Origin of the sequence: Roseateles sp. L2-2 (assembly GCF_050613215.1) — a bacterium.
Lineage (GTDB): Bacteria > Pseudomonadota > Gammaproteobacteria > Burkholderiales > Burkholderiaceae_C > Roseateles > Roseateles noduli.
Genome location: NZ_CP192509.1, coordinates 5,856,499 through 5,874,474 on the forward strand (window position 1 = coordinate 5,856,499; position 17,976 = coordinate 5,874,474).

The following is a 17,976-nucleotide window of genomic DNA, read 5'->3' on the forward strand; positions in this document are numbered from 1 at the left end:
AAACGACGCGGAGCGACACCCTCACTGACTTACCCCGCAGCCTCGCCACTGAAGCCTCATGGTCAACCCTTCGAAGCATTTCCCGCCCGTGCCCGACAGGGCGGACGGCAGGCTGTCTGCGGTCGCCGAGGCGTCCGACATGTCGCCCAACGGTGGGGCGACTTCGGACACGCCATCTCAGCCACCGGTTGCGAACAGGCGGGGGCCCTCGTCCGACGAGATATTCGCCCGCTGGGCGGTCGACAGCACCGATAGCGCGGGGCAGCTCCGCTACCTGATCGGTCAGCATCTGCGCAATGCCCCCCCGGACAGCTCGCTGGCGATCGCCGCGCCAACCGATGTGCACGCGCCGTCCGTGCACATGGCCTGGCATCGTCTCGTGCGGACCGGACTGCTGGTGTTGATGGACGACTGGCGCCAGGCCGCCGACAGGGAGCCGCCACTCAAGCAGGCCTCCTGGGCCTCCCGCGTCTGCGAGCTGGTCGACCGTACCGTGCGGGACGACCCCACCGCGGCGCTTGGCGCGGTGCATGGCGCAGCACCACCGCTGACGCCGTTGCGGGATCGTTTCGCACTCCTGGAGCAGACGCTGGCCTGTGCGAAGGAAATTCAAGAACCGCAGATGCACGCCTCGAGCAGGGCGGGCGCGGGTACCCACAGTCGCGCGGGCTATCTGCGCGCCCCTTCGACGTCAGGCGCCGAAGGATCCGCCCCGGGATCGCGGCCCGTCTCCCATGCGAATCCGGTCTTGGCCAACGCCATGGGAACGGGGGCGCTGATGCCGCAGCTTTCGTTCTCGTCGGAGATCAGCTTCGACTCATCCCCCCTGCCCTCGCTGGATCTGTCGTCGTTTCAGGCCACGGAGTCTGGCCCGCCCGTCGCGGCCCCCCTGTCCCCTGCCAGTCTGGCTGTGCCGGTCACGGTCCCCGCCGTGATGTGCGATGAACTCGCCGAGCTGACGCTGTCCGATGAGAGCCATCGTCTGGCCGCACCGGACACCGCGTCGATCTCGGAGCGGTCCCAGACATGGAGCTGGTCCAGCTGGGGCCCGTCGGAGTCGCGCTCGACCGGTTCGGAGCAACCCTCCTCCGCATCGCTGGCATCGCTGGCCTGGCTGCCATCGATGTCATCGGTGCAACTCTCGCCGGATGCCTCGCCCTGGTTGGGCGACTTCGCCTCCGGCCTGCCCAGCAGGGACGACCTGGCGGCGTGTCAGCAGATGCTGCGAATGCCCGATTGCCCCGGCCTCAGCGCCGCGGGCCGGCTGGAACGCGACTGGGCCCTGGCGCTGGTCTCGTCCTACCTGGACGGATCGCGGCAACTGCCCTTCATGCCGCGCGACGAAGTCACCCTGCTCGCGCGGGTCAGCGCGGCCATGACGCGCAGGCAGATGGCATTGCCCCGGGATCCCGGGGCGGCAGCGACCGACGATCTGGCGCGCCCGCCCCAGTCCAGGCAGGCGCTCACCGAAATCGCCGACTGGGTCGATGAAGCGCGCGGCGCGGAGGGCGTGCGACGCGAACGATGGCTGCAATACCTGACCGATCGAAGCTTCGACCCGGAAGCGCGTCTCCTGCTTCCCGCCCAGCTGCTGGCGCAGGGCACGGAGCTTCCGCCGGAGTCCGCGCTGAATGCGCTGTTGCCGCCGGACAGCCTGGCCGATCGCGGCACCCTGCGGTGGAGAGGTCAACGCCTGACGGAGTCGACGCCGCTCGCCACGCTGTTCGACCGCCTGGGCGTGCGCCATCTCGACCTCGCGGCGCCGCAATTCCTCCCCCACGAACAGTTGCGGCGGCTGAGCAATGCCGACATCTCCGCCGCGACGTTGCATCACTCCCGGGACCTGGCGCCCTCGTCGCTCCAGGAGCGAATCCAGGAACTGGCGGGTGTGCTGCCCTCGCTCTACCTCGTCCGGTTGGCCGACCAGCGCCGGGGCGTCGAACGCGCCGCGACGCCCCCCGGCTGGATCCGGGACCCTCACGTGCCGGGACAACTGCGTCACGTGCTTCGCGATACCAATCGCAGGCGCATGGTGCCGGTGCGCGACCTCTGGCCCGGTGGACGCATGCCGCCAGCCTTGCGCGCCCAGGCCGTGAACACGCTGCCGGAAGGAGGACCCGTGCTCGACTACATCGGCCGCGTACGTGGGCAACGCGCCGCGACCGGCCAGTTCGGTCAGGCGGACGTCGAACTGTGCGCGCATCTCACCACCATCATCGATGGTCTGTCGAAGGACGCCGGCTTTGCGCAGCGCTGCCGGGCCATGGCCGAGGATCCCGCGGGACCGTGCGCGGACGGCGGCACGCTCACGCTGTCGGCCATGTCGGCGTTGCGGGATGCGTCGGAAGCGACCTCGATCGAGCAGGTCGCGCAGAACGCGTTCGTCCAGGCCTGCCTGGCTCGCGCCAGCGCCGATCGCGCCGAGCGTCGCCCCGAGTTCGACGAAACGGTCGAGGACGCCATGGTCCTGCGCTGGCACGTGTCGGGCGTGCTGGCCGAATTGCTTGGCGCCGACCGCGTCCGCGTCGGCGACAAGCCCGTCTTCGGCGCCTATGTCGAAGGGAAGGATTGGGACTCGCCCGAACGCATTTCCGCATTCCGGAAGGAAGCGCTGGCGCTCGTCGCACGGGAGGCCGACGACGGTTTCCCTGGGGTGGTGATGCTGTTGTCCGCCAAGGACGATCCGCTCGGGTCGGTGTTCCAGACCCGCCTGGATCGGGAACCCGATTGCGCCGTCTTCGACGACCGCCGTGACGCGGCGCATCGCGCCTATGAGAAGGCCGTGGCGGACGGCCAGGATGAGGGCGAGGCCAGCGCCCGCACTGCGGTGCAGCTCGCGCGTATCGACGAAGGGCATCACGCGCAGCGCCTCGCGATGCTGCGGCCCGGACTCGATGACATCCAGGCGCGGATCGGCGCGGCGCGCCGGAGTCCGGCGCTTCCCGGCGCAGAAAAGGAAAAGGCCGCGTGAGCGGCCCTTCATCATGACGCGGACGGCATCGGTCCCGTCAATATCAAGGATCAGTCTTCGTTCTTGAACACGAGCTTGACCTCGTGCGTTTCCTTCTGGCCGCTGGGCTCGAACTTCCAGTCCATCAGCGCGCGCGTCACGGCCTTGTCGAAGACCTTGCGCGGCTCGGCTTCCAGGATCTCGACGCCCGAGACCTTGCCGTCCGGTTCGATGTTCATCTTGGCGCGCACGGAGCCTTGCGAGATCGACTGGCGGGCGGCTTCGGGCGGGAACTCCGGCGGCACCTTCTTGACGATCTTGGGGGTGGCGTGGGCGCCGGCGGCCAGGACCAGCGCGGCGGCCAGGCCCAGCAGGGTACGGGAGACAGTCTTGTTCAGTTGCTTGCTCATTTGGGACCTCGTACGTCTTGGGTGAGGAAATCGGGTTTCCGGTAGGAACTGGGGAATCAGGAAGCGGCGCGCGCGGTGCTGAAGAAGCCCACGGCCTGCACCAGGCGCGAGCTGCTGTCGCGCAGCGAATCGGTGGAGCGGGTCAGCTCGTCCACCAGCGTGGTGTTCTGCTGCGTGGCGCGGTCCAGCTCGTTCATCGCGTTGTTCACGACGCCGACGCCGGCGGCCTGCTCCTGGGCCGAGTGCGAGATCTCCTCGATCAGCTGGCCCATGTTGTTGACCTCGTCGACGACCGAGCGGATCGTGGCGCCGGCGTTGTTGACCAGGGCGGTGCCGTTCTCGACCTTGACGGACGATTCCTGGATCAGCACCTTGATCTCCTTGGCGGCCTGCGCCGAGCGCGAGGCCAGCGCGCGCACTTCGGACGCCACCACCGCGAAGCCCTTGCCGTGCTCGCCGGCACGGGCCGCTTCGACCGCGGCGTTCAGCGCCAGGATGTTGGTCTGGAAGGCGATGCCGTCGATGACGCCGATGATGTCGCCGATCTTGCGCGAGCTGGCGCTGATCTCTTCCATCGTCGACACGACCTGGCTCACCACCGTGCCGCCGGCCGAGGCCGACTGGCGCGCCTTGGTCGCGATGCTCGCGGCCTTGCGGGTCAGCTCGCTGGCGCCGTTCAGGTTGGAGGCGATCTGCTCCACCGACGCGGCGGTGTTCTGCAGGCTCTCGGCGGAACGCGCGGTGCGGTCCGACAGATCCACGTTGCTGCCGGCGATCTCGTTGGAGTTCTGGGCCACTTCACCGGCCGCGGAGCTCACGCTGGCGACGACGCCGGACAGCGCGGTCTGCATGTCGCGCATCGCATGCAGCATCTGCGCCAGTTCGTCCGAGCCTTCGACCTCGATGTGCTGCGACAGGTCGCCGGAGCTGATCGCCTGGGCGGCGTCCTTGGCCTTGCGGGCCGGCACGATGATCGAGCGGGCGATCGTCAGGCCGCCGACGCTGCCGATGACCACGGCGATCACGACCAGGATGCCGGTGATGACGATGGACTGGTTGGCCAGCTTGGCGCCGCCTTCGGCGAGCTCGCGGCCATTGGCGAACTGCAGGTCGACCAGGCTCTTCAGCGTGTCCTGGTAGTCCTTCTGCGCGGGACGCACGTCCTTGATCAGCGCTTCGCGCGCTTCGTCCGGGCTGCCGTCCTGCTGCACCTTCAGGAACTTGGACACCGAGTCGACGAACTTGGTCTGGGCCTCACGCACCTTGGCGGCGAGTTCCTTGTCCTTGGCGTCGGAGACCTTGCCGTCGAGCTCGGTCAGCTGCTTCTGGCCGTCTTCGAGCGCGGCGGCGATGTCGGCCTTCTGGCGCTTGATGGCGTTGGCGGTGTCGAGCAGCAGCAGGTCGCGCGAGGCGCGGGCGATGACGTTGACGTCGCTCTCGAGCGCGTTGGCCAGCGCGATCTTCACCAGGCTGGAGTTGGCCGTCGTGCTCAGGTCATGGGACAGGCGGCTGGCGTTGTGGGCGCCGAAGGCACCGATCACGACCAGCAGCAGGATCAGCAGCGCGTAGCTCAGCGTCAGACGCTGGCCGATACGCAGGCGGGACAGAAACGACATCGATTCCCTCGCAACGATTGAGTTGTTTGAATGGTCGGACCGCTGTGGATCCGCGAGCGCTTGTGGCGCCAACGGTACGGGCCGCCCATCGGCTTCGGCGCGATCATCGTTGCACTTGAATCGGGGATTGCAGGGCGGGATCAAGGCCCCGTGAATTCTGACGCGGCACTTGCAACTGAATGAAAGCGCTTCGCCGAACCGTTCGGACGCACTCGGTAGAAGCCCTAATGAGCCGCTCGTCGCGGTTTCAGGATTCCTGCACATTCCTGCGCAAGGCCCCGGTGCAGCGGGCGTACCCGCGCGGTAACCGCCGCTGCCGAAGCCTTGCGGGGGTCAGGCGTTGCCCGTCGGCGCGGACCCCGCGTCGACGTCGACGTCGACGTCGAGGACCTCGACGCGATTGCGCCCGCCCTCTTTCGCGCGGTACATCGCCGCGTCCGCGCGACGCAGCGCGTCCTCGATGCCGGCATCGTTCTCGCGCAGCACGGTGACACCGATGCTGACGGTGTACGCGATAGCCGCCGCGCTGCCGTCCTTTGCCTCGATCGCCACCGGCGTGGCGGCGATGCGCTCGCGCAGGCGTTCCGCAAAACGGCGCGCGCCCGGCAGATCCGTGTGGGCGAGGCCGATGACGAACTCTTCTCCACCGAAACGTCCCGGCAGATCCACGTCGCGCGAGGACGCCTTCAGCACCTGCGCCAGCGCGCGGATCACCGCGTCCCCGGCGGCGTGGCCATGGCGATCGTTGACCTGCTTGAAGTGGTCGATGTCGAGCATCAGCAGCGCGGACGGCGTCCGGTAGCGACGCACCGTGCGCAGCAAGGTGCCCAGGCCCTCTTCGGTCGCCATGCGGTTGGCCAGTCCGGTGAGGCCGTCGGTGCGCGAGCGCTGCTCCAGTTCCGCGTTCACCTGCGCCAGCTGCGCCACGAGCGCCTCGGTGGAGCGCAGCCAGCGCGACAGCGCCTGGTAGCCGAACTGGGCGACGAACAGCACGATCAGCGTGAACACCCAGAAGAACACCCAGGCGGTGCTGAGCATGGCCCGCGAGGCCTCGTCGAGCGTCGCCCAGTCCCGCCCGCCGAGCGCGGTCCGCAGCTGCAGGGAACCCAGGCCGAGGCTGACCAGCCCGTACCCCTGCACCGCCAGCACGATGGCGAACAGCAGCCCCAGCCCCATCGCGCGACGACCGCTGGGCGGCGGCGTGAACAGCGCCGGGCGCGCGACGATCCAGCGCGACAGCCGGGGCCAGGTCAGCGCCATCAGCGGCCCGCCGAGCAGGACGCTCTGGAGGAAGGCGCCCAGCCACCAGCCCTGCCAGATCGGCAGCTGGCGGTGCGCGGGGAGGTCGTGGGAGAAGTTCCAGATCAGCGCGCCCGAGGAGCTGAACACCGCCGCGACGAAGCACAGCGGCACGAAGAACAGCCAGGCGCCCAGGCTGCGCAGCCCGCGCGGCGCGCCGACGGCGCGGTAGCCCAGGGCCAGCACGGCCAGTCCGAGAGGATTGGCGCAGGCGAACAGTGCCGACCAGGGGGCCGACATGCCGGCGTCCAGGGCGAGGACGAAGGTCGCCAGCCAGGCCGGCACGGCGCCCCAGCGCCAGCCGAAGCACAGCGTCCACCACAGGCACAGCGGGATCGGGGGATAGAAGGTCAGGAAGGCATTGGCGCCGCCGAGATCGACGGGGATGCCGGACCAGCCCTCCCGGACCGTGGCCAGTCCGAGCAGGACGCACGCGAGCATCGTCGCGAGCCAGCCGCCGAGCACCCAGCCCCGTTCCGCCGCCCCGCCCTCGCGCCAGAGCGCCCGGACCGACAGGTCGCCCGGCGTGTCGGGCACCAGATCGGCAGGACGCTGCAGCGGGTCCATTCAGACCGCCGGAAGGGATGGCTCGGCCGGCGGCTCCGGTCTGGCCCGCGAGCCGAAGATGGCCGAGCCGACGCGCACCATCGTGGCGCCTTCGAGGATGGCCGCCTCCATGTCGGCGCTCATGCCCATGCTCAGGGTGTCCAGCGCCAGACCCAGGTCGCGGTTCAGCGCGGCCAGCAGATCGGCCAGCGCGCGGTGCGGCTGCCGCTGCGCCTCCAGTGTGGCGGCCGGCTCGGGGATCGCCATCAAGCCGCGCAGGCGCAACGCCGGCAGCGCGGCCACGGCCCGGGCCACGTCGGCGACCTCCGCCGGCGCCAGGCCGCTCTTGCTGTCCTCGCCGCTGATGTTGACCTGCAGGCAGACGTTCAGCGGCGGCAGCTCGGCCGGACGCTGTTCCGCCAGCCGCTGGGCGATCTTGAGGCGGTCCACGCTGTGCACCCAGTCGAAGCGCTCGGCCACGACGCGGGTCTTGTTGCTCTGCAGCGGACCGATCAAGTGCCATTCGACCTGCGCGCGCAGATCGGCCAGCGCCTCGACCTTGTCCACGCCCTCCTGGACGTAGTTCTCCCCGAAGCGGCGCTCGCCCGCCGCAAAGGCCTCTCTCACATCCGAAGCCGGGAAAGTCTTTGTTACCACCAGCAGCGCGACGCTGTCGACAGGCCGCGACGCCTGCTGGCAAGCCCTCTCAATGCGGCCATGGAGCTGTTGTATGTTCTCGGAGATCGTCGCCATAATCGCCCACGCTTTTCCTCATCCCATGGACATCACCCAACTGCTGGCATTCTCGGTCAAGAACAAGGCCTCCGACCTTCACTTGTCCGCCGGACTGCCCCCCATGATCCGCGTCCATGGCGACGTGCGCCGCATCAACGTCGAAGCCCTCGAGCACCGCCAGGTGCACGACATGGTCTACGACATCATGAGCGACGCCCAGCGCAAGTCCTACGAGGAGACGCTGGAAGTCGACTTCTCGTTCGAGATCCAGGGCCTGGCGCGTTTCCGCGTCAACGCGTTCAACCACAACCGCGGCGCGGGGGCGGTGTTCCGGACCATTCCGAGCAAGATCCTGACGCTGGAGCAGCTGAACTGCCCCAAGGTGTTCACCGAGCTGGCGATGAAGCCGCGCGGCATGGTCCTGGTGACCGGCCCCACGGGCTCGGGCAAGAGCACGACGCTGGCCGCGATGGTCAACCACCTCAACGAGAACGAGTACGGCCACATCCTGACCGTCGAGGACCCGATCGAGTTCGTCCACGAATCCAAGAAGTGCCTGGTCAACCAGCGCGAAGTGGGTCCGCAGACGATGAGCTTCTCCAACGCGCTGCGCTCGGCGCTGCGCGAAGACCCGGACTGCATCCTGGTCGGCGAAATGCGGGACCTGGAGACCATCCGCCTGGCGCTGACCGCGGCGGAAACGGGCCACCTGGTCTTCGGCACGCTGCACACCTCCTCGGCGGCCAAGACGGTCGACCGGATCGTCGACGTGTTCCCCGCGGCGGAGAAGGACATGGTCCGCGCCATGCTGTCGGAATCGCTGCAGGCGGTGATCTCGCAGACGCTGTGCAAGACCAAGGACGGCAACGGCCGGGTCGCCGCGCACGAGATCATGCTGGGTACCTCCGCGATCCGGAACCTGATCCGGGAGAACAAGGTCGCGCAGATGTACTCGTCGATCCAGACCGGCAACAACCTGGGCATGCAGACGCTGGACCAGAACCTCACCGACCTGGTCCGCCGCAACATCATCTCGCCGGCCGAGGCACGCGCCAAGGCCAAGATGCCCGAGAACTTCCCCGGCTGAGCGGACCGGCCCCCACCACAACGACAGAACGATCGGGGACGGGCGGTGACCGCCGCGTCCCCGGCACACAGGACAGGACGCCGCCATGGAACGCGATCAGGCCACCAAGTTCATCAACGACCTGCTTCGCCTGATGGTGTCGCGCAAGGGCTCCGACCTCTTCCTGACGGCGGAGTTCCCGCCGGCGGTGAAGGTCGACGGCAAGGTGACCAAGGTGTCGCCGCAGCCGCTGACCGGCCAGCACACGCTGCAGCTGGCGCGGGCCATCATGAACGACAAGCAGGCGGCTGATTTCGAGCGCACCAAGGAGTGCAACTTCGCGATCTCGCCGCAGGGCATCGGGCGCTTCCGGGTCAACGCCTACATCCAGCAGGGCCACGTGGCGCTGGTGCTGCGGACCATCCCGCAGACGCTGCCGACGGTCGAGTCGCTGGAGCTGCCGCACATCCTCAAGGACGTGGTGCAGACCAAGCGCGGCCTGGTGATCCTGGTGGGCGCGACGGGTTCCGGCAAGAGCACCTCGCTGGCGGCGATGGTGGACCACCGCAACCAGACGACCTACGGCCACATCATCACGATCGAGGATCCGGTCGAGTTCGTGCACCCGCACAAGAACTGCATCGTCAGCCAGCGCGAGGTCGGTCTGGACACCGAAGGCTGGGAGCAGGCGCTGAAGAACACGCTGCGCCAGGCGCCGGACGTGATCCTGATGGGCGAAATCCGCGACCGTGAGACCATGGAACACGCGGTGGCCTTCGCCGAAACGGGTCACCTGTGCATGGCCACGCTGCACGCCAACAGCGCCAACCAGGCGCTGGACCGGATCATCAACTTCTTCCCGGAAGAGCGGCGCGCACAGCTGCTGATGGACCTGTCGCTCAACCTGAAGGCGCTGGTGTCACAGCGGCTGCTGCCGCGCCAGGAAGGCAAGGGCCGGATCGCGGCGGTCGAGATCCTGCTGAACACGCCGCTGATCAGCGACCTGATCTTCAAGGGCGAGGTGGGCGAGATCAAGGAGATCATGAAGCGCTCGCGCGAGCTCGGCATGCAGACCTTCGACCAGGCGCTGTTCGACCTCTACGAGATGGGCAAGGTGACCTACGAGGACGCGCTGCGCAACGCCGACTCGGTCAACGACCTGCGCCTGCAGATCAAGCTCAACAGCGAACGGGCTCGTAGCGGCGACTTGTCGTCGGGTACTGAGCACCTCACGATCGTCTGATCCGCAGCGCCGCGGTGACGCGGCGCGCACAGGGCGAACCTGCGGAGGGGCCACAATCGTCGGGTACTCAATCACCCCACGACAGGTCCTTCCATGAGCAGCATCGGCCAGCGTTCCTACGAATCGACTCCGTCCCTCCGCGTGTCCTTCCTGGGACTCGGCGTGATGGGCTTCCCGATGGCGGGCCATCTGGCCAAGGCCGGCCAGCAGGTCACCGTCTACAACCGGTCGCCCGCGAAGGCCCAGGCCTGGACCTCCGAGTTCGGCGGCCAATCCGCCGCGACGCCGCGTGAAGCGGCCAAGGACGCGGACATCGTCTTCTGCTGCGTCGGCAACGACGCCGACCTGCGCTCGGTCGTGCTGGGCGCCGACGGCGCCTTCGCCGGCATGAAGCCGGGCGCGGTCTTCGTCGACCACACGACCGCCTCCGCCGAGGTCGCCCGCGAACTCGCGGCCGAGGCGCAGAAGCTCGGCCTCCACTTCATCGATGCGCCTGTCTCTGGCGGTCAAGCTGGCGCGGTCAACGGCGCACTCACGGTCATGTGCGGCGGCGAAGAAGCCATCTTCGACAAGGTCCGCCCCTACGCCATCCACTTCGCCAAGGCAGTCACCCGCGTGGGCGAGGCCGGCGCCGGTCAGCTCGCCAAGATGGTCAACCAGATCTGCATCGCCGGCATCGTCCAGGGACTGTCGGAAGCCATCGCCTTCGGTCAGAAGAGCGGCCTGCCGATGCCGCTGGTGCTCGACGTGATCGGCAAGGGCGCCGCGCAGAGCTGGCAGATGGACAACCGCGGCAAGACCATGGTTGAAGACAAGTTCGACTTCGGCTTCGCCGTGGACTGGATGCGCAAGGACCTCGGACTGGTGCTCGACGAAGCGCGCCGTAACGGTGCACGCTTGCCGCTGACGGCGCTGGTCGACCAGTTCTACGCGGACGTGCAGGAGATGGGCGGGAACCGCTTCGATACGTCGAGCCTGATCAAGCGCTTGCGCTGATCGACGGCCGCTGGCCCTCACCCCTGCCCTCTCCCGCAAGCGGGAGAGGGAGCAAGAGGAACCAGCGCTGCGAGGGGAGCCGGTCGGACTCCCTCTCCCGCACTGCGGGAGAGGGCGGGGGTGAGGGCCAGCGGCCGCTGCACTCAGAAAAAACGGCGCCTCGCGTGAGCGGGCGCCGTTGGCGTTCATGCCTTGACGATCAGGACGGATTGCGCGGGGCGTCGACGCCGCCGCCCAGCACCTTGTAGAGCTGCACCTGGTTCTGCAGCTGCGCAAGGCGCACCTGCAGCGCCGCCTGTTGCGCCGCGAAGGTCGCGCGTTGCGCATCCAGCAGGTCCAGGCTCGAGGCCGCACCGTTGCGGAAGCTCAGGTCGACCAACTCCAGCCGCGTCGCTTCCGCAGCGGCCTGCGCATCCTGCGCGCGCAGCTGCTCGTCGAGCGTGGCGCGTCCGGCCAGGGCGTCCGCCACTTCCTTGAACGCCGTCTGCACGACCTTCTCGTACTGGGCGACCGCGATCTCGCGGTTGGCCTTGGCCGCGTCGACGTTGTTGCGCACGCGCCCCGCATCGAAGATCGGCATCAGCGCCGAACCGGCGATGCTCCACGCGCTCTGGCTGAACAGGTCGCGCAGCGCGCTGCTCGCCGTGCCCACGCTGCTCGTGAGCGTGATGCTCGGGAAGTACGCCGCCCGCGCGACGCCGATGTTGGCCTCGGCCGCCACCAGCTGCTGCTCGGCCTGGACCACGTCGGGCCGACCCACCAGGACCTGCGACGGCATGCCCGCCAGCAGTGCGCCCATGGTCTGGTCGCTCAACGGCCGGGACTGCGGCAGCGAGTCCGGCACGCCCTGCCCCACCAGCAGCGTCAGCGTGTTGAGGTCCTGCTGGCGCGTGCGTTCGGCCTGCGCCAGCGTGGCGCGCGCGGCTTCGTACGACGACTTCGAGGTGCTCAGGTCCAGGTTGGACGCGGCGCCGTTGTCGAACTTCAGCTGCATCAGCTTGAGGCTGTCCTCGCGGGTGGCCAGCGTCTGGCGCGTGAGCGCCAGCAGCTCGTCGTCGGCCTGGACCGCCAGGTAGGCCGACGCGACGCCGGCCACCAGGCTGATCTGCGCCGAGCGCGCCGCCTCGCCCGTCGCCAGGTACTGCGCGAAGGACGCGGCGCTCTGGTTCTTGACGCGGCTGAACAGGTCGATCTCGTACGAGGTGATCTGCAGGCCCGCCTGGTAGGCGTTGACGATGCGGCTGTCGCCGTTGGACGTGGTCTGCGGTCCGCGCGAGGCCGAGAAGCCCGCGTTGACCGTCGGCCAGCGGCTCGCCGCCGTGACGTTGGCCTGCGCCCGCGCGACGTCGACGTTCAGCAACGCGATGCGCAGGTCGCGGTTGTTCTTCAGCGCGAGGTCGATCAGCTGCTTGAGCCGCTCGTCGCGGAAGAACTGCTGCCATTGCAGCTCGGTCGCCGCCTTGGCGTCGGCCGCCTCGGCGCCCGGGCCTTGCGGCCACTGCGGCGCCACCGGCGCATCCGGACGCTTGTGATCCGGCGCGAGGTTCACGCAGCCGGTCAGCAGCGCCACGGTCGCGGCCGCCGCGGCCAGCACGGAAAGTTTGCTTGTCATCATCTTCAGACTCCGTCCGCGTTCTTGGCGGCCGCGATGGCCTTGGTCGGATCCGGTCCGTCCAGTTCGTGGGCGTAGAGCTTGTTCTGGCGCTCGCTGCCCTTGAAGAAGCGGCGCACGACCAGGAAGAACACCGGCACGAAGATCACCGCCAGCAAGGTCGCGGTGACCATGCCCGACAGCACGCCGGTGCCGATCGCGCGCTGGCTCGCCGAGCCCGCGCCGCTGGCGAAGAACAGCGGCGTCACGCCCAGGATGAAGGCCATCGAGGTCATGATGATGGGACGGAAGCGCAGGTGCGCCGCCTCCAGCACCGACTCGACCAGCCCCTTGCCCTGCGCCTGCAGGTCCTTGGCGAACTCGATGATCAGGATCGCGTTCTTCGCCGACAGGCCGATGATGGTGATCAGGCCGACCTTGAAGTACACGTCGTTGGGCATGCCGCGCAGCGTCGCCCCGGCCAGCGCGCCCAGCAGGCCCAGCGGCACCACCAGCAGCACCGACAGCGGGATGGACCAGCTCTCGTACAACGCGGCCAGGCAGAGGAACACCGCCAGCAGCGAGAACGCCAGCAGGATGCCCGCCTGCGAGCCGGACAGCTTCTCCTCGCGGGACAGGCTGGTCCACTCGTAGCCGATGCCCGGCGGGAGCTGCTGGATCATGGTCTCCAGCTCCTTCATCGCCTGGCCCGTCGAGGCCCCCGGCGCCGCGTCGCCGGCCAGGCGCATCGCCGGATAGCCGTTGTAGCGGGTGGCCTGCATCTGGCCGGTGATCCAGTGGCTGGACGCGAAGGCCGACAGCGGCACGTTGGCGCCCTGTGCGTTCGTGACGTTGATGGACAGGATGTCTTCCGGCGTCATGCGCTTGGGCGCGTCGGCCTGCACCACGACGCGCTGCATGCGGCCGCTGCTTGGGAAGTCGTTGACGTAGGTCGAGCCCAGCTGGATGCCCAGCGTGCGCGCGATGGTGTCGTAGCCGACGCCCAGCGCCTGCGCCTTCTCGCGGTCGATGTCGATCTGCAGCTGCGGCGCGTCTTCCAGACCGTCCGGACGCATGCCGGTGATGATCTTGCTCTTCTGCGCCATGCCCATCAGCTGGTTGCGGGCCTGCAGCAGCGCCTCGTGGCCGAGGCCGCCGCGGTCCTGCAGGCGCAGCGCGAAGCCGGTGGCCGTGCCCAGTTCCGGGATCGGGGGCGGCGACAGCGGGAAGATGAACGCGTCACGCACGCCCACCATCATCGCGCCCATCACGCGGCCGGCCAGCGCCTGCGCGCTGTGCTCCTTGCCGCCGCGCTCCTCCCAGGGCTTCAGCGGCACGAACACCAGCGCGGCGTTCTGACCCTGGCCCGAGAAGGAGAAGCCGATCACGCCGATGGTGTCGGCCACTTCCGGCTGCTTGTGCAGGAAGTTCTCGACCGCGGCGACGGCCTGCTCGGTCCGGTTGGACGTCGCGCCCGGCGGCAGCTGCACGTTGACGATCAGGTAGCCCTGGTCTTCGTTGGGCAGGAAGGACGTCGGCATGCGGATGTACAGCCAGCCCACGACGGCCACGATCGCGGCGAAGGCCACCATCATGCTGCCGCTGCGCTTGAGCAGCTTGGACACCCAGCCTTCGTAGCCCTTGGCGGTGCGCGAGAAGCCGCGGTTGAACCAGCCGAAGAAGCCGCGCTTCTCGTGGTGGTGACCGGCCTCGACCGGCTTGAGCAGCGTCGCGCACAGCGCCGGCGTCAGCGACAGCGCCATCAGCGCCGACAGCGCCATCGAGGCCACCATCGCCAGCGAGAACTGGCGGTAGATGTTGCCCACCGAGCCCGAGAAGAAGGCCATCGGCACGAACACCGCGATCAGCACCGTGGTGATGCCGATGATGGCGCCCGAGATCTGGCCCATCGCCTTCTTGGTCGCTTCACGGGGACTGAGGCCCTCCTCGCTCATGATGCGCTCGACGTTCTCGACGACCACGATCGCATCGTCGACCAGGATGCCGATCGCCAGCACCATGCCGAACAGCGTCAGCACGTTGATCGAGAAGCCCAGCGCCAGCATGATCCCGAAGGTCCCCAGCAGCGCCACCGGCACCACCAGCGTCGGGATCAGCGTGTAGCGCCAGTCCTGCAGGAACAGGTACATCACCAGGAACACCAGCACGATCGCCTCGATCAGCGTCTCGACCACCTGGGAGATCGAGATCTTCACGAACTTCGACGAGTCGTACGGGACCGTGTAGACCACGCCGGCGGGGAAGAACTTCTTCAGCTCCTCCATGCGCTGCTTGATCGCGTTGGCGGTGCCCAGCGCATTGCCGGTCGGCGACAGCTGCACACCGATGCCGGTGGACGGCTGGCCGTTCAGCCGCGTGTAGGTGGCGTAGCTCTGGCCGCCCAGCTCGATGCGGGCGACGTCCTTCAGCAGCACCTTGGAACCGTCGGTGTTGGCGCGCAGCACGATTTTCTCGAACTGCGCCTTGTCCTCGAGCTGGCCCTTGACCACGATGGTCGCGGACATGGTCTGGCTGGTCGTGTTCGGGCGGTCGCCCAGCACGCCGGCAGGCACCAGCGCGTTCTGCGCGCCGACCGCCGCGCTCACCTCGGCGGGGCTGAGGTTGTACGACTGCATCTTGGCCGGATCCAGCCAGATGCGCATCGCGCGCTCGGAACCGAACAGCTGCGCCTGGCCGACGCCGGGGATGCGCTGGATTTCAGGGACGATGTTGCGGGCGGCGTAGTCGCCCAGCGCGATCGGGTCCATCGAGCCGTCCTTGGACGCCATCGTCACGAACAGCAGGAAGTTGGAGCGCGACTTGTCGACGCGCACGCCCTGCTGCGTGACCGCCGCCGGCAGGCGCGGCGTGGCGCGCGAGAGGCGGTTCTGGATCTCGACCTGCGCCAGGTCGATGTTGGTGCCCGATTCGAAGGTCACCGTGATCGAGCCGGTGCCGTTGGCCTGGCTGATCGATTCCATGTAGGCCAGGCCGGGCGCGCCGTTGAGCTCCTGCTCGATGACGGAGACGACCGCCTCGTCCAGCGTCTTGGCCGAGGCGCCGGGATAGGCCACCGAGATCACCAGCGAAGGCGGCGCCACGGTCGGGTACTGCGCCACCGGCAGCTGGGTGATCGCCACCCCGCCGAAGACCAGGATGAACAAGGCGATCACCCACGCGAAGATGGGGCGATCAATGAAGAAACGTGCCATGTCTTGGATCCTTCCTGAGCGTCAGGCGCTCAGCGGCTCGCCGCGGAGGCGGCGGGCGCAGCGGCAGCGCCGGACGCCGCACCGGAGGCGGCGCTGGCCGGGTTGAACGGCACCGGATTGACCGGCGCGCCCGGCACGAACATCTTCTGGAAGCCGTCGGCGATGACCTTCTCGCCGGCCTTCAGGCCGTCGAGCACCACCCACTGGTTGCCGATCGCGTTGCCGATCTTGACCTTGCGCGGCGCGGGCTTGTTGTCGGGACCGACCACCAGCACCGTGTCGCCGGTCGAGCCGCGCGTCACCGCCTGCTGCGGCAGCAGGATGGCCGACGGCAGTTCCGCCTGCGCGACGCGCACGCGCACATACTGACCGGGCAGCAGCGCGCTGTCCGGGTTGGGCACTTCGGCGCGCAGCGTGACCTGACCCGAGGTCGGATCGACCGTCAGGTCCGTGAACAGCAGCTTGCCGGTGCGCGGCAGCACGACGCCGTCGTCGCCGACGATCTCTACCTGCGCGGCATTGGCGCCGGCGCTGCGCAGCTGGCCCGCGGCCAGCGCGCGGCGCATGGCCTGCACCTCGTTGGCGGACTGCGTGAAGTTCACGTAGACGCTGTTGACCTGCTGGATCAACGCCAGCTGCGTGGCGTCCGACGCACCGACCAGCGCGCCTTCGGTCACCAGCGCGCGGCCGATGCGGCCGGCGATCGGGGCGTAGACATGGGCGTAGTCCAGGCTCAGCTTGGCCTGCACGGCGGCGGCCTTGGCGGCGGCCACGTCGGCCGCGGCGGCCTTGGCGGTCGCGACCGAGGTGATGTACTCCTGCTGGCTGATCGCCTTCGCGTCGGCCAGCGGCTTGTTGCGCGCGGCCTGCGCCGAGGCCTGGGCCTCATTGGCCTGCGCCTTGGCGACGTTGGCGTTGGCGCTGTCGAGCTGGGCCTGGTACGGCGCCGGATCGATCAGGAACAGCGCCTGGCCGGCCTTCACTTCGGAGCCTTCGGTGAACAGGCGCTTCAGGATCACGCCGTTGACGCGGGCGCGGACCTGCGCGGTGCGCAGCGCCTCGACCCGGCCCGGCAGTTCCGTCTGCAGCGCGACCGCCTGCTGACCCACCGTCACGACGCCGACGTTGGCCGGCGGCATGCCGCCGCCCGGCGCGCCCGCCGCCTTCTCTTCCTTGCCGCAGGCGGCCAGCACCGCCGCGATCGAGATCACCAGCGGCAGCAGGTAAAGCATGCGCGCGCCGGCCTTCAGGCTCGGGCGCTCCGACCCCGGCGTTGCTTTTGTCAGAGGGGTAGACATCACGATGGGATTCCTCTCGCAGTACAGATTCGAAGTGCAGATTCGCAGATCCAGGGGGGTCGGCCCGGCTTGAACGGCCGGGCGGACGGGGCAAACCGCGGCCCTACCGTCACGACGTACGGCATCGGTACGGTTCGACCAAAGTGGCGCAGTATATACATACATTCACGCATGTATGTTTCCGCCATGTGCTTCTACAATCGCACCATGGCTCGTCGAACCAAACAGGAAGCCCAGGAAACCCGCGCCCGTCTGCTGGATGCCGCGGAACAGCTGTTCCATGAGCGCGGTGTCTCCCGCACCTCGCTGCAGGACATCGCGCAGGCCGCCGGCGTGACCCGGGGCGCCGTGTACTGGCACTTCGAGGACAAGGTCCAGCTCTTCAACGCGATGATGGAACGCGCCACCATGCCGCTGGAGGAGGACTTCGAGCCCTCGGTGTCGCCCGGGCCGGACCGGCCATTGGACGATCTGCGCCTGAGATTGATGAACGTCATGCACTGCGCGGCGTTCAATGCCCGCACGCGTCGCGCGTTCGAAATCGCCAACCTGCGCGTCGAGTTCGTCGGCGAGATGGCGTCGATCCGCGGCCGCAAGGTCGCCGCCCACCGGGAGTGGACCGACCACAACCGCGAGGCCTTCGAGCGCGCCAAGGCGCTCGGCCAGTTGCCGCCCGACGTCGACGCCCATCAGGCCGCCATCGGCTTGATGGCGCTGATCGGCGGTCTGCTGCATCACTGGATCCTGGATCCGGAGGCCTTCGACCTGATCGTGGTCGGTCAGGCGCGGCTGGAGCATTACCTCTCCTCGCTGACGGTGGTGGTGCCGAACCGCTTCCCGCCGCTGACCGCCGCGGAGCGCGGCGCGCTGGGCCGGCAGCCGGTCTGCGAGGCCGCCCACACGGCTGAAAGGGCCCCGGAAGACGCCTCGGTTCCCTCCGATCCTCGGGAATAAACGCCTTTCCGTTGGAAAGCCCTGTATTTATGCAGGGTGCCTCGGGGTGAACCCCAGGGT

Annotated in this window: 12 protein-coding genes; 5 read left to right on the forward strand and 7 right to left on the reverse strand. The window is 68.6% G+C overall.

Going from position 1 to position 17,976, the window contains the following annotated elements; translation table 11 throughout:
* Positions 1–58: 58 nt before the first annotated feature.
* Positions 59–2,971, forward strand: a complete 2,913-nt coding sequence (locus ACQZ13_RS26145) for a hypothetical protein (RefSeq protein ID WP_431048763.1) — start codon at positions 59–61, stop codon at positions 2,969–2,971.
* Between the two features lie 50 nt (positions 2,972–3,021).
* Here ACQZ13_RS26145 and ACQZ13_RS26150 read toward each other — a convergent pair whose 3' ends face one another.
* The 4 genes from ACQZ13_RS26150 to ACQZ13_RS26165 form a co-directional block, all read right to left on the reverse strand.
* A complete protein-coding gene (locus tag ACQZ13_RS26150) occupies positions 3,022–3,360 on the reverse strand; it encodes an energy transducer TonB (protein WP_088407842.1) in 339 nt (112 codons plus the stop codon).
* 56 nt (positions 3,361–3,416) lie between these two features.
* Entirely contained in the window at positions 3,417–4,976 is a 1,560-nt protein-coding gene (locus ACQZ13_RS26155; RefSeq protein ID WP_088407841.1) for a methyl-accepting chemotaxis protein, read from the reverse strand.
* A gap of 333 nt (positions 4,977–5,309) precedes the next feature.
* Entirely contained in the window at positions 5,310–6,842 is a 1,533-nt protein-coding gene (locus tag ACQZ13_RS26160) for a diguanylate cyclase (RefSeq protein WP_431048764.1), read from the reverse strand.
* Positions 6,843–7,574 (reverse strand): YggS family pyridoxal phosphate-dependent enzyme, encoded by a 732-nt coding sequence (locus ACQZ13_RS26165; protein ID WP_431048765.1) that lies wholly within the window; start codon positions 7,572–7,574, stop codon positions 6,843–6,845.
* Between the two features lie 25 nt (positions 7,575–7,599).
* On the opposite strand from ACQZ13_RS26165, the gene ACQZ13_RS26170 reads away from it, so the two are divergent.
* The 3 genes from ACQZ13_RS26170 to ACQZ13_RS26180 all read left to right on the forward strand — a co-directional run bounded on the left by ACQZ13_RS26170 (position 7,600) and on the right by ACQZ13_RS26180 (position 10,861).
* On the forward strand, positions 7,600–8,643 hold the full coding sequence (locus ACQZ13_RS26170) for a type IV pilus twitching motility protein PilT (RefSeq protein ID WP_088407838.1): 1,044 nt from the start codon (positions 7,600–7,602) through the stop codon (positions 8,641–8,643).
* A gap of 85 nt (positions 8,644–8,728) precedes the next feature.
* The gene (locus tag ACQZ13_RS26175) at positions 8,729–9,865 is read left to right on the forward strand and encodes a PilT/PilU family type 4a pilus ATPase (RefSeq protein WP_088407837.1); all 1,137 of its coding nucleotides are present in this window, start codon (positions 8,729–8,731) and stop codon (positions 9,863–9,865) included.
* A 93-nt stretch (positions 9,866–9,958) separates the two neighbouring features.
* Complete coding sequence (locus ACQZ13_RS26180; protein WP_431048766.1) at positions 9,959–10,861, forward strand: NAD(P)-dependent oxidoreductase; 903 nt, start codon at positions 9,959–9,961, stop codon at positions 10,859–10,861.
* Between the two features lie 199 nt (positions 10,862–11,060).
* Here the strand turns inward: ACQZ13_RS26180 and ACQZ13_RS26185 are convergent, their stop codons facing one another.
* The 3 genes from ACQZ13_RS26185 to ACQZ13_RS26195 are packed head-to-tail and all read right to left on the reverse strand — an operon-like array spanning position 11,061 to position 16,962.
* Positions 11,061–12,473 carry an efflux transporter outer membrane subunit gene (locus ACQZ13_RS26185; RefSeq protein WP_431048767.1) on the reverse strand — a complete coding sequence of 471 codons (1,413 nt, stop codon included), beginning with the start codon at positions 12,471–12,473 and terminating at the stop codon, positions 11,061–11,063.
* Between the two features lie 5 nt (positions 12,474–12,478).
* Positions 12,479–15,664: an efflux RND transporter permease subunit gene (locus tag ACQZ13_RS26190; protein ID WP_431048768.1), complete on the reverse strand. Its 3,186-nt coding sequence runs from the start codon at positions 15,662–15,664 to the stop codon at positions 12,479–12,481.
* A 29-nt stretch (positions 15,665–15,693) separates the two neighbouring features.
* Positions 15,694–16,962 carry an efflux RND transporter periplasmic adaptor subunit gene (locus ACQZ13_RS26195; RefSeq protein ID WP_431048769.1) on the reverse strand — a complete coding sequence of 423 codons (1,269 nt, stop codon included), beginning with the start codon at positions 16,960–16,962 and terminating at the stop codon, positions 15,694–15,696.
* 207 nt (positions 16,963–17,169) lie between these two features.
* Between ACQZ13_RS26195 and ACQZ13_RS26200 the strand changes: the two genes are divergently transcribed.
* On the forward strand, positions 17,170–17,916 hold the full coding sequence (locus ACQZ13_RS26200) for a TetR family transcriptional regulator (RefSeq protein ID WP_431048770.1): 747 nt from the start codon (positions 17,170–17,172) through the stop codon (positions 17,914–17,916).
* Positions 17,917–17,976 lie beyond the last annotated feature (60 nt).

Coding starts and splice junctions, on each gene's coding strand:
- ACQZ13_RS26190 (WP_431048768.1), bottom strand. CDS start 15,664: ATGGCACGTTTCTTCATTGATCGCCCCATCTTCGCGTGGGTGATCGCC.
- ACQZ13_RS26175 (WP_088407837.1), top strand. CDS start 8,729: ATGGAACGCGATCAGGCCACCAAGTTCATCAACGACCTGCTTCGCCTG.
- ACQZ13_RS26180 (WP_431048766.1), top strand. CDS start 9,959: ATGAGCAGCATCGGCCAGCGTTCCTACGAATCGACTCCGTCCCTCCGC.
- ACQZ13_RS26185 (WP_431048767.1), bottom strand. CDS start 12,473: ATGACAAGCAAACTTTCCGTGCTGGCCGCGGCGGCCGCGACCGTGGCG.
- ACQZ13_RS26200 (WP_431048770.1), top strand. CDS start 17,170: ATGGCTCGTCGAACCAAACAGGAAGCCCAGGAAACCCGCGCCCGTCTG.
- ACQZ13_RS26160 (WP_431048764.1), bottom strand. CDS start 6,842: ATGGACCCGCTGCAGCGTCCTGCCGATCTGGTGCCCGACACGCCGGGC.
- ACQZ13_RS26145 (WP_431048763.1), top strand. CDS start 59: ATGGTCAACCCTTCGAAGCATTTCCCGCCCGTGCCCGACAGGGCGGAC.
- ACQZ13_RS26165 (WP_431048765.1), bottom strand. CDS start 7,574: ATGGCGACGATCTCCGAGAACATACAACAGCTCCATGGCCGCATTGAG.
- ACQZ13_RS26150 (WP_088407842.1), bottom strand. CDS start 3,360: ATGAGCAAGCAACTGAACAAGACTGTCTCCCGTACCCTGCTGGGCCTG.
- ACQZ13_RS26155 (WP_088407841.1), bottom strand. CDS start 4,976: ATGTCGTTTCTGTCCCGCCTGCGTATCGGCCAGCGTCTGACGCTGAGC.
- ACQZ13_RS26170 (WP_088407838.1), top strand. CDS start 7,600: ATGGACATCACCCAACTGCTGGCATTCTCGGTCAAGAACAAGGCCTCC.
- ACQZ13_RS26195 (WP_431048769.1), bottom strand. CDS start 16,962: ATGTCTACCCCTCTGACAAAAGCAACGCCGGGGTCGGAGCGCCCGAGC.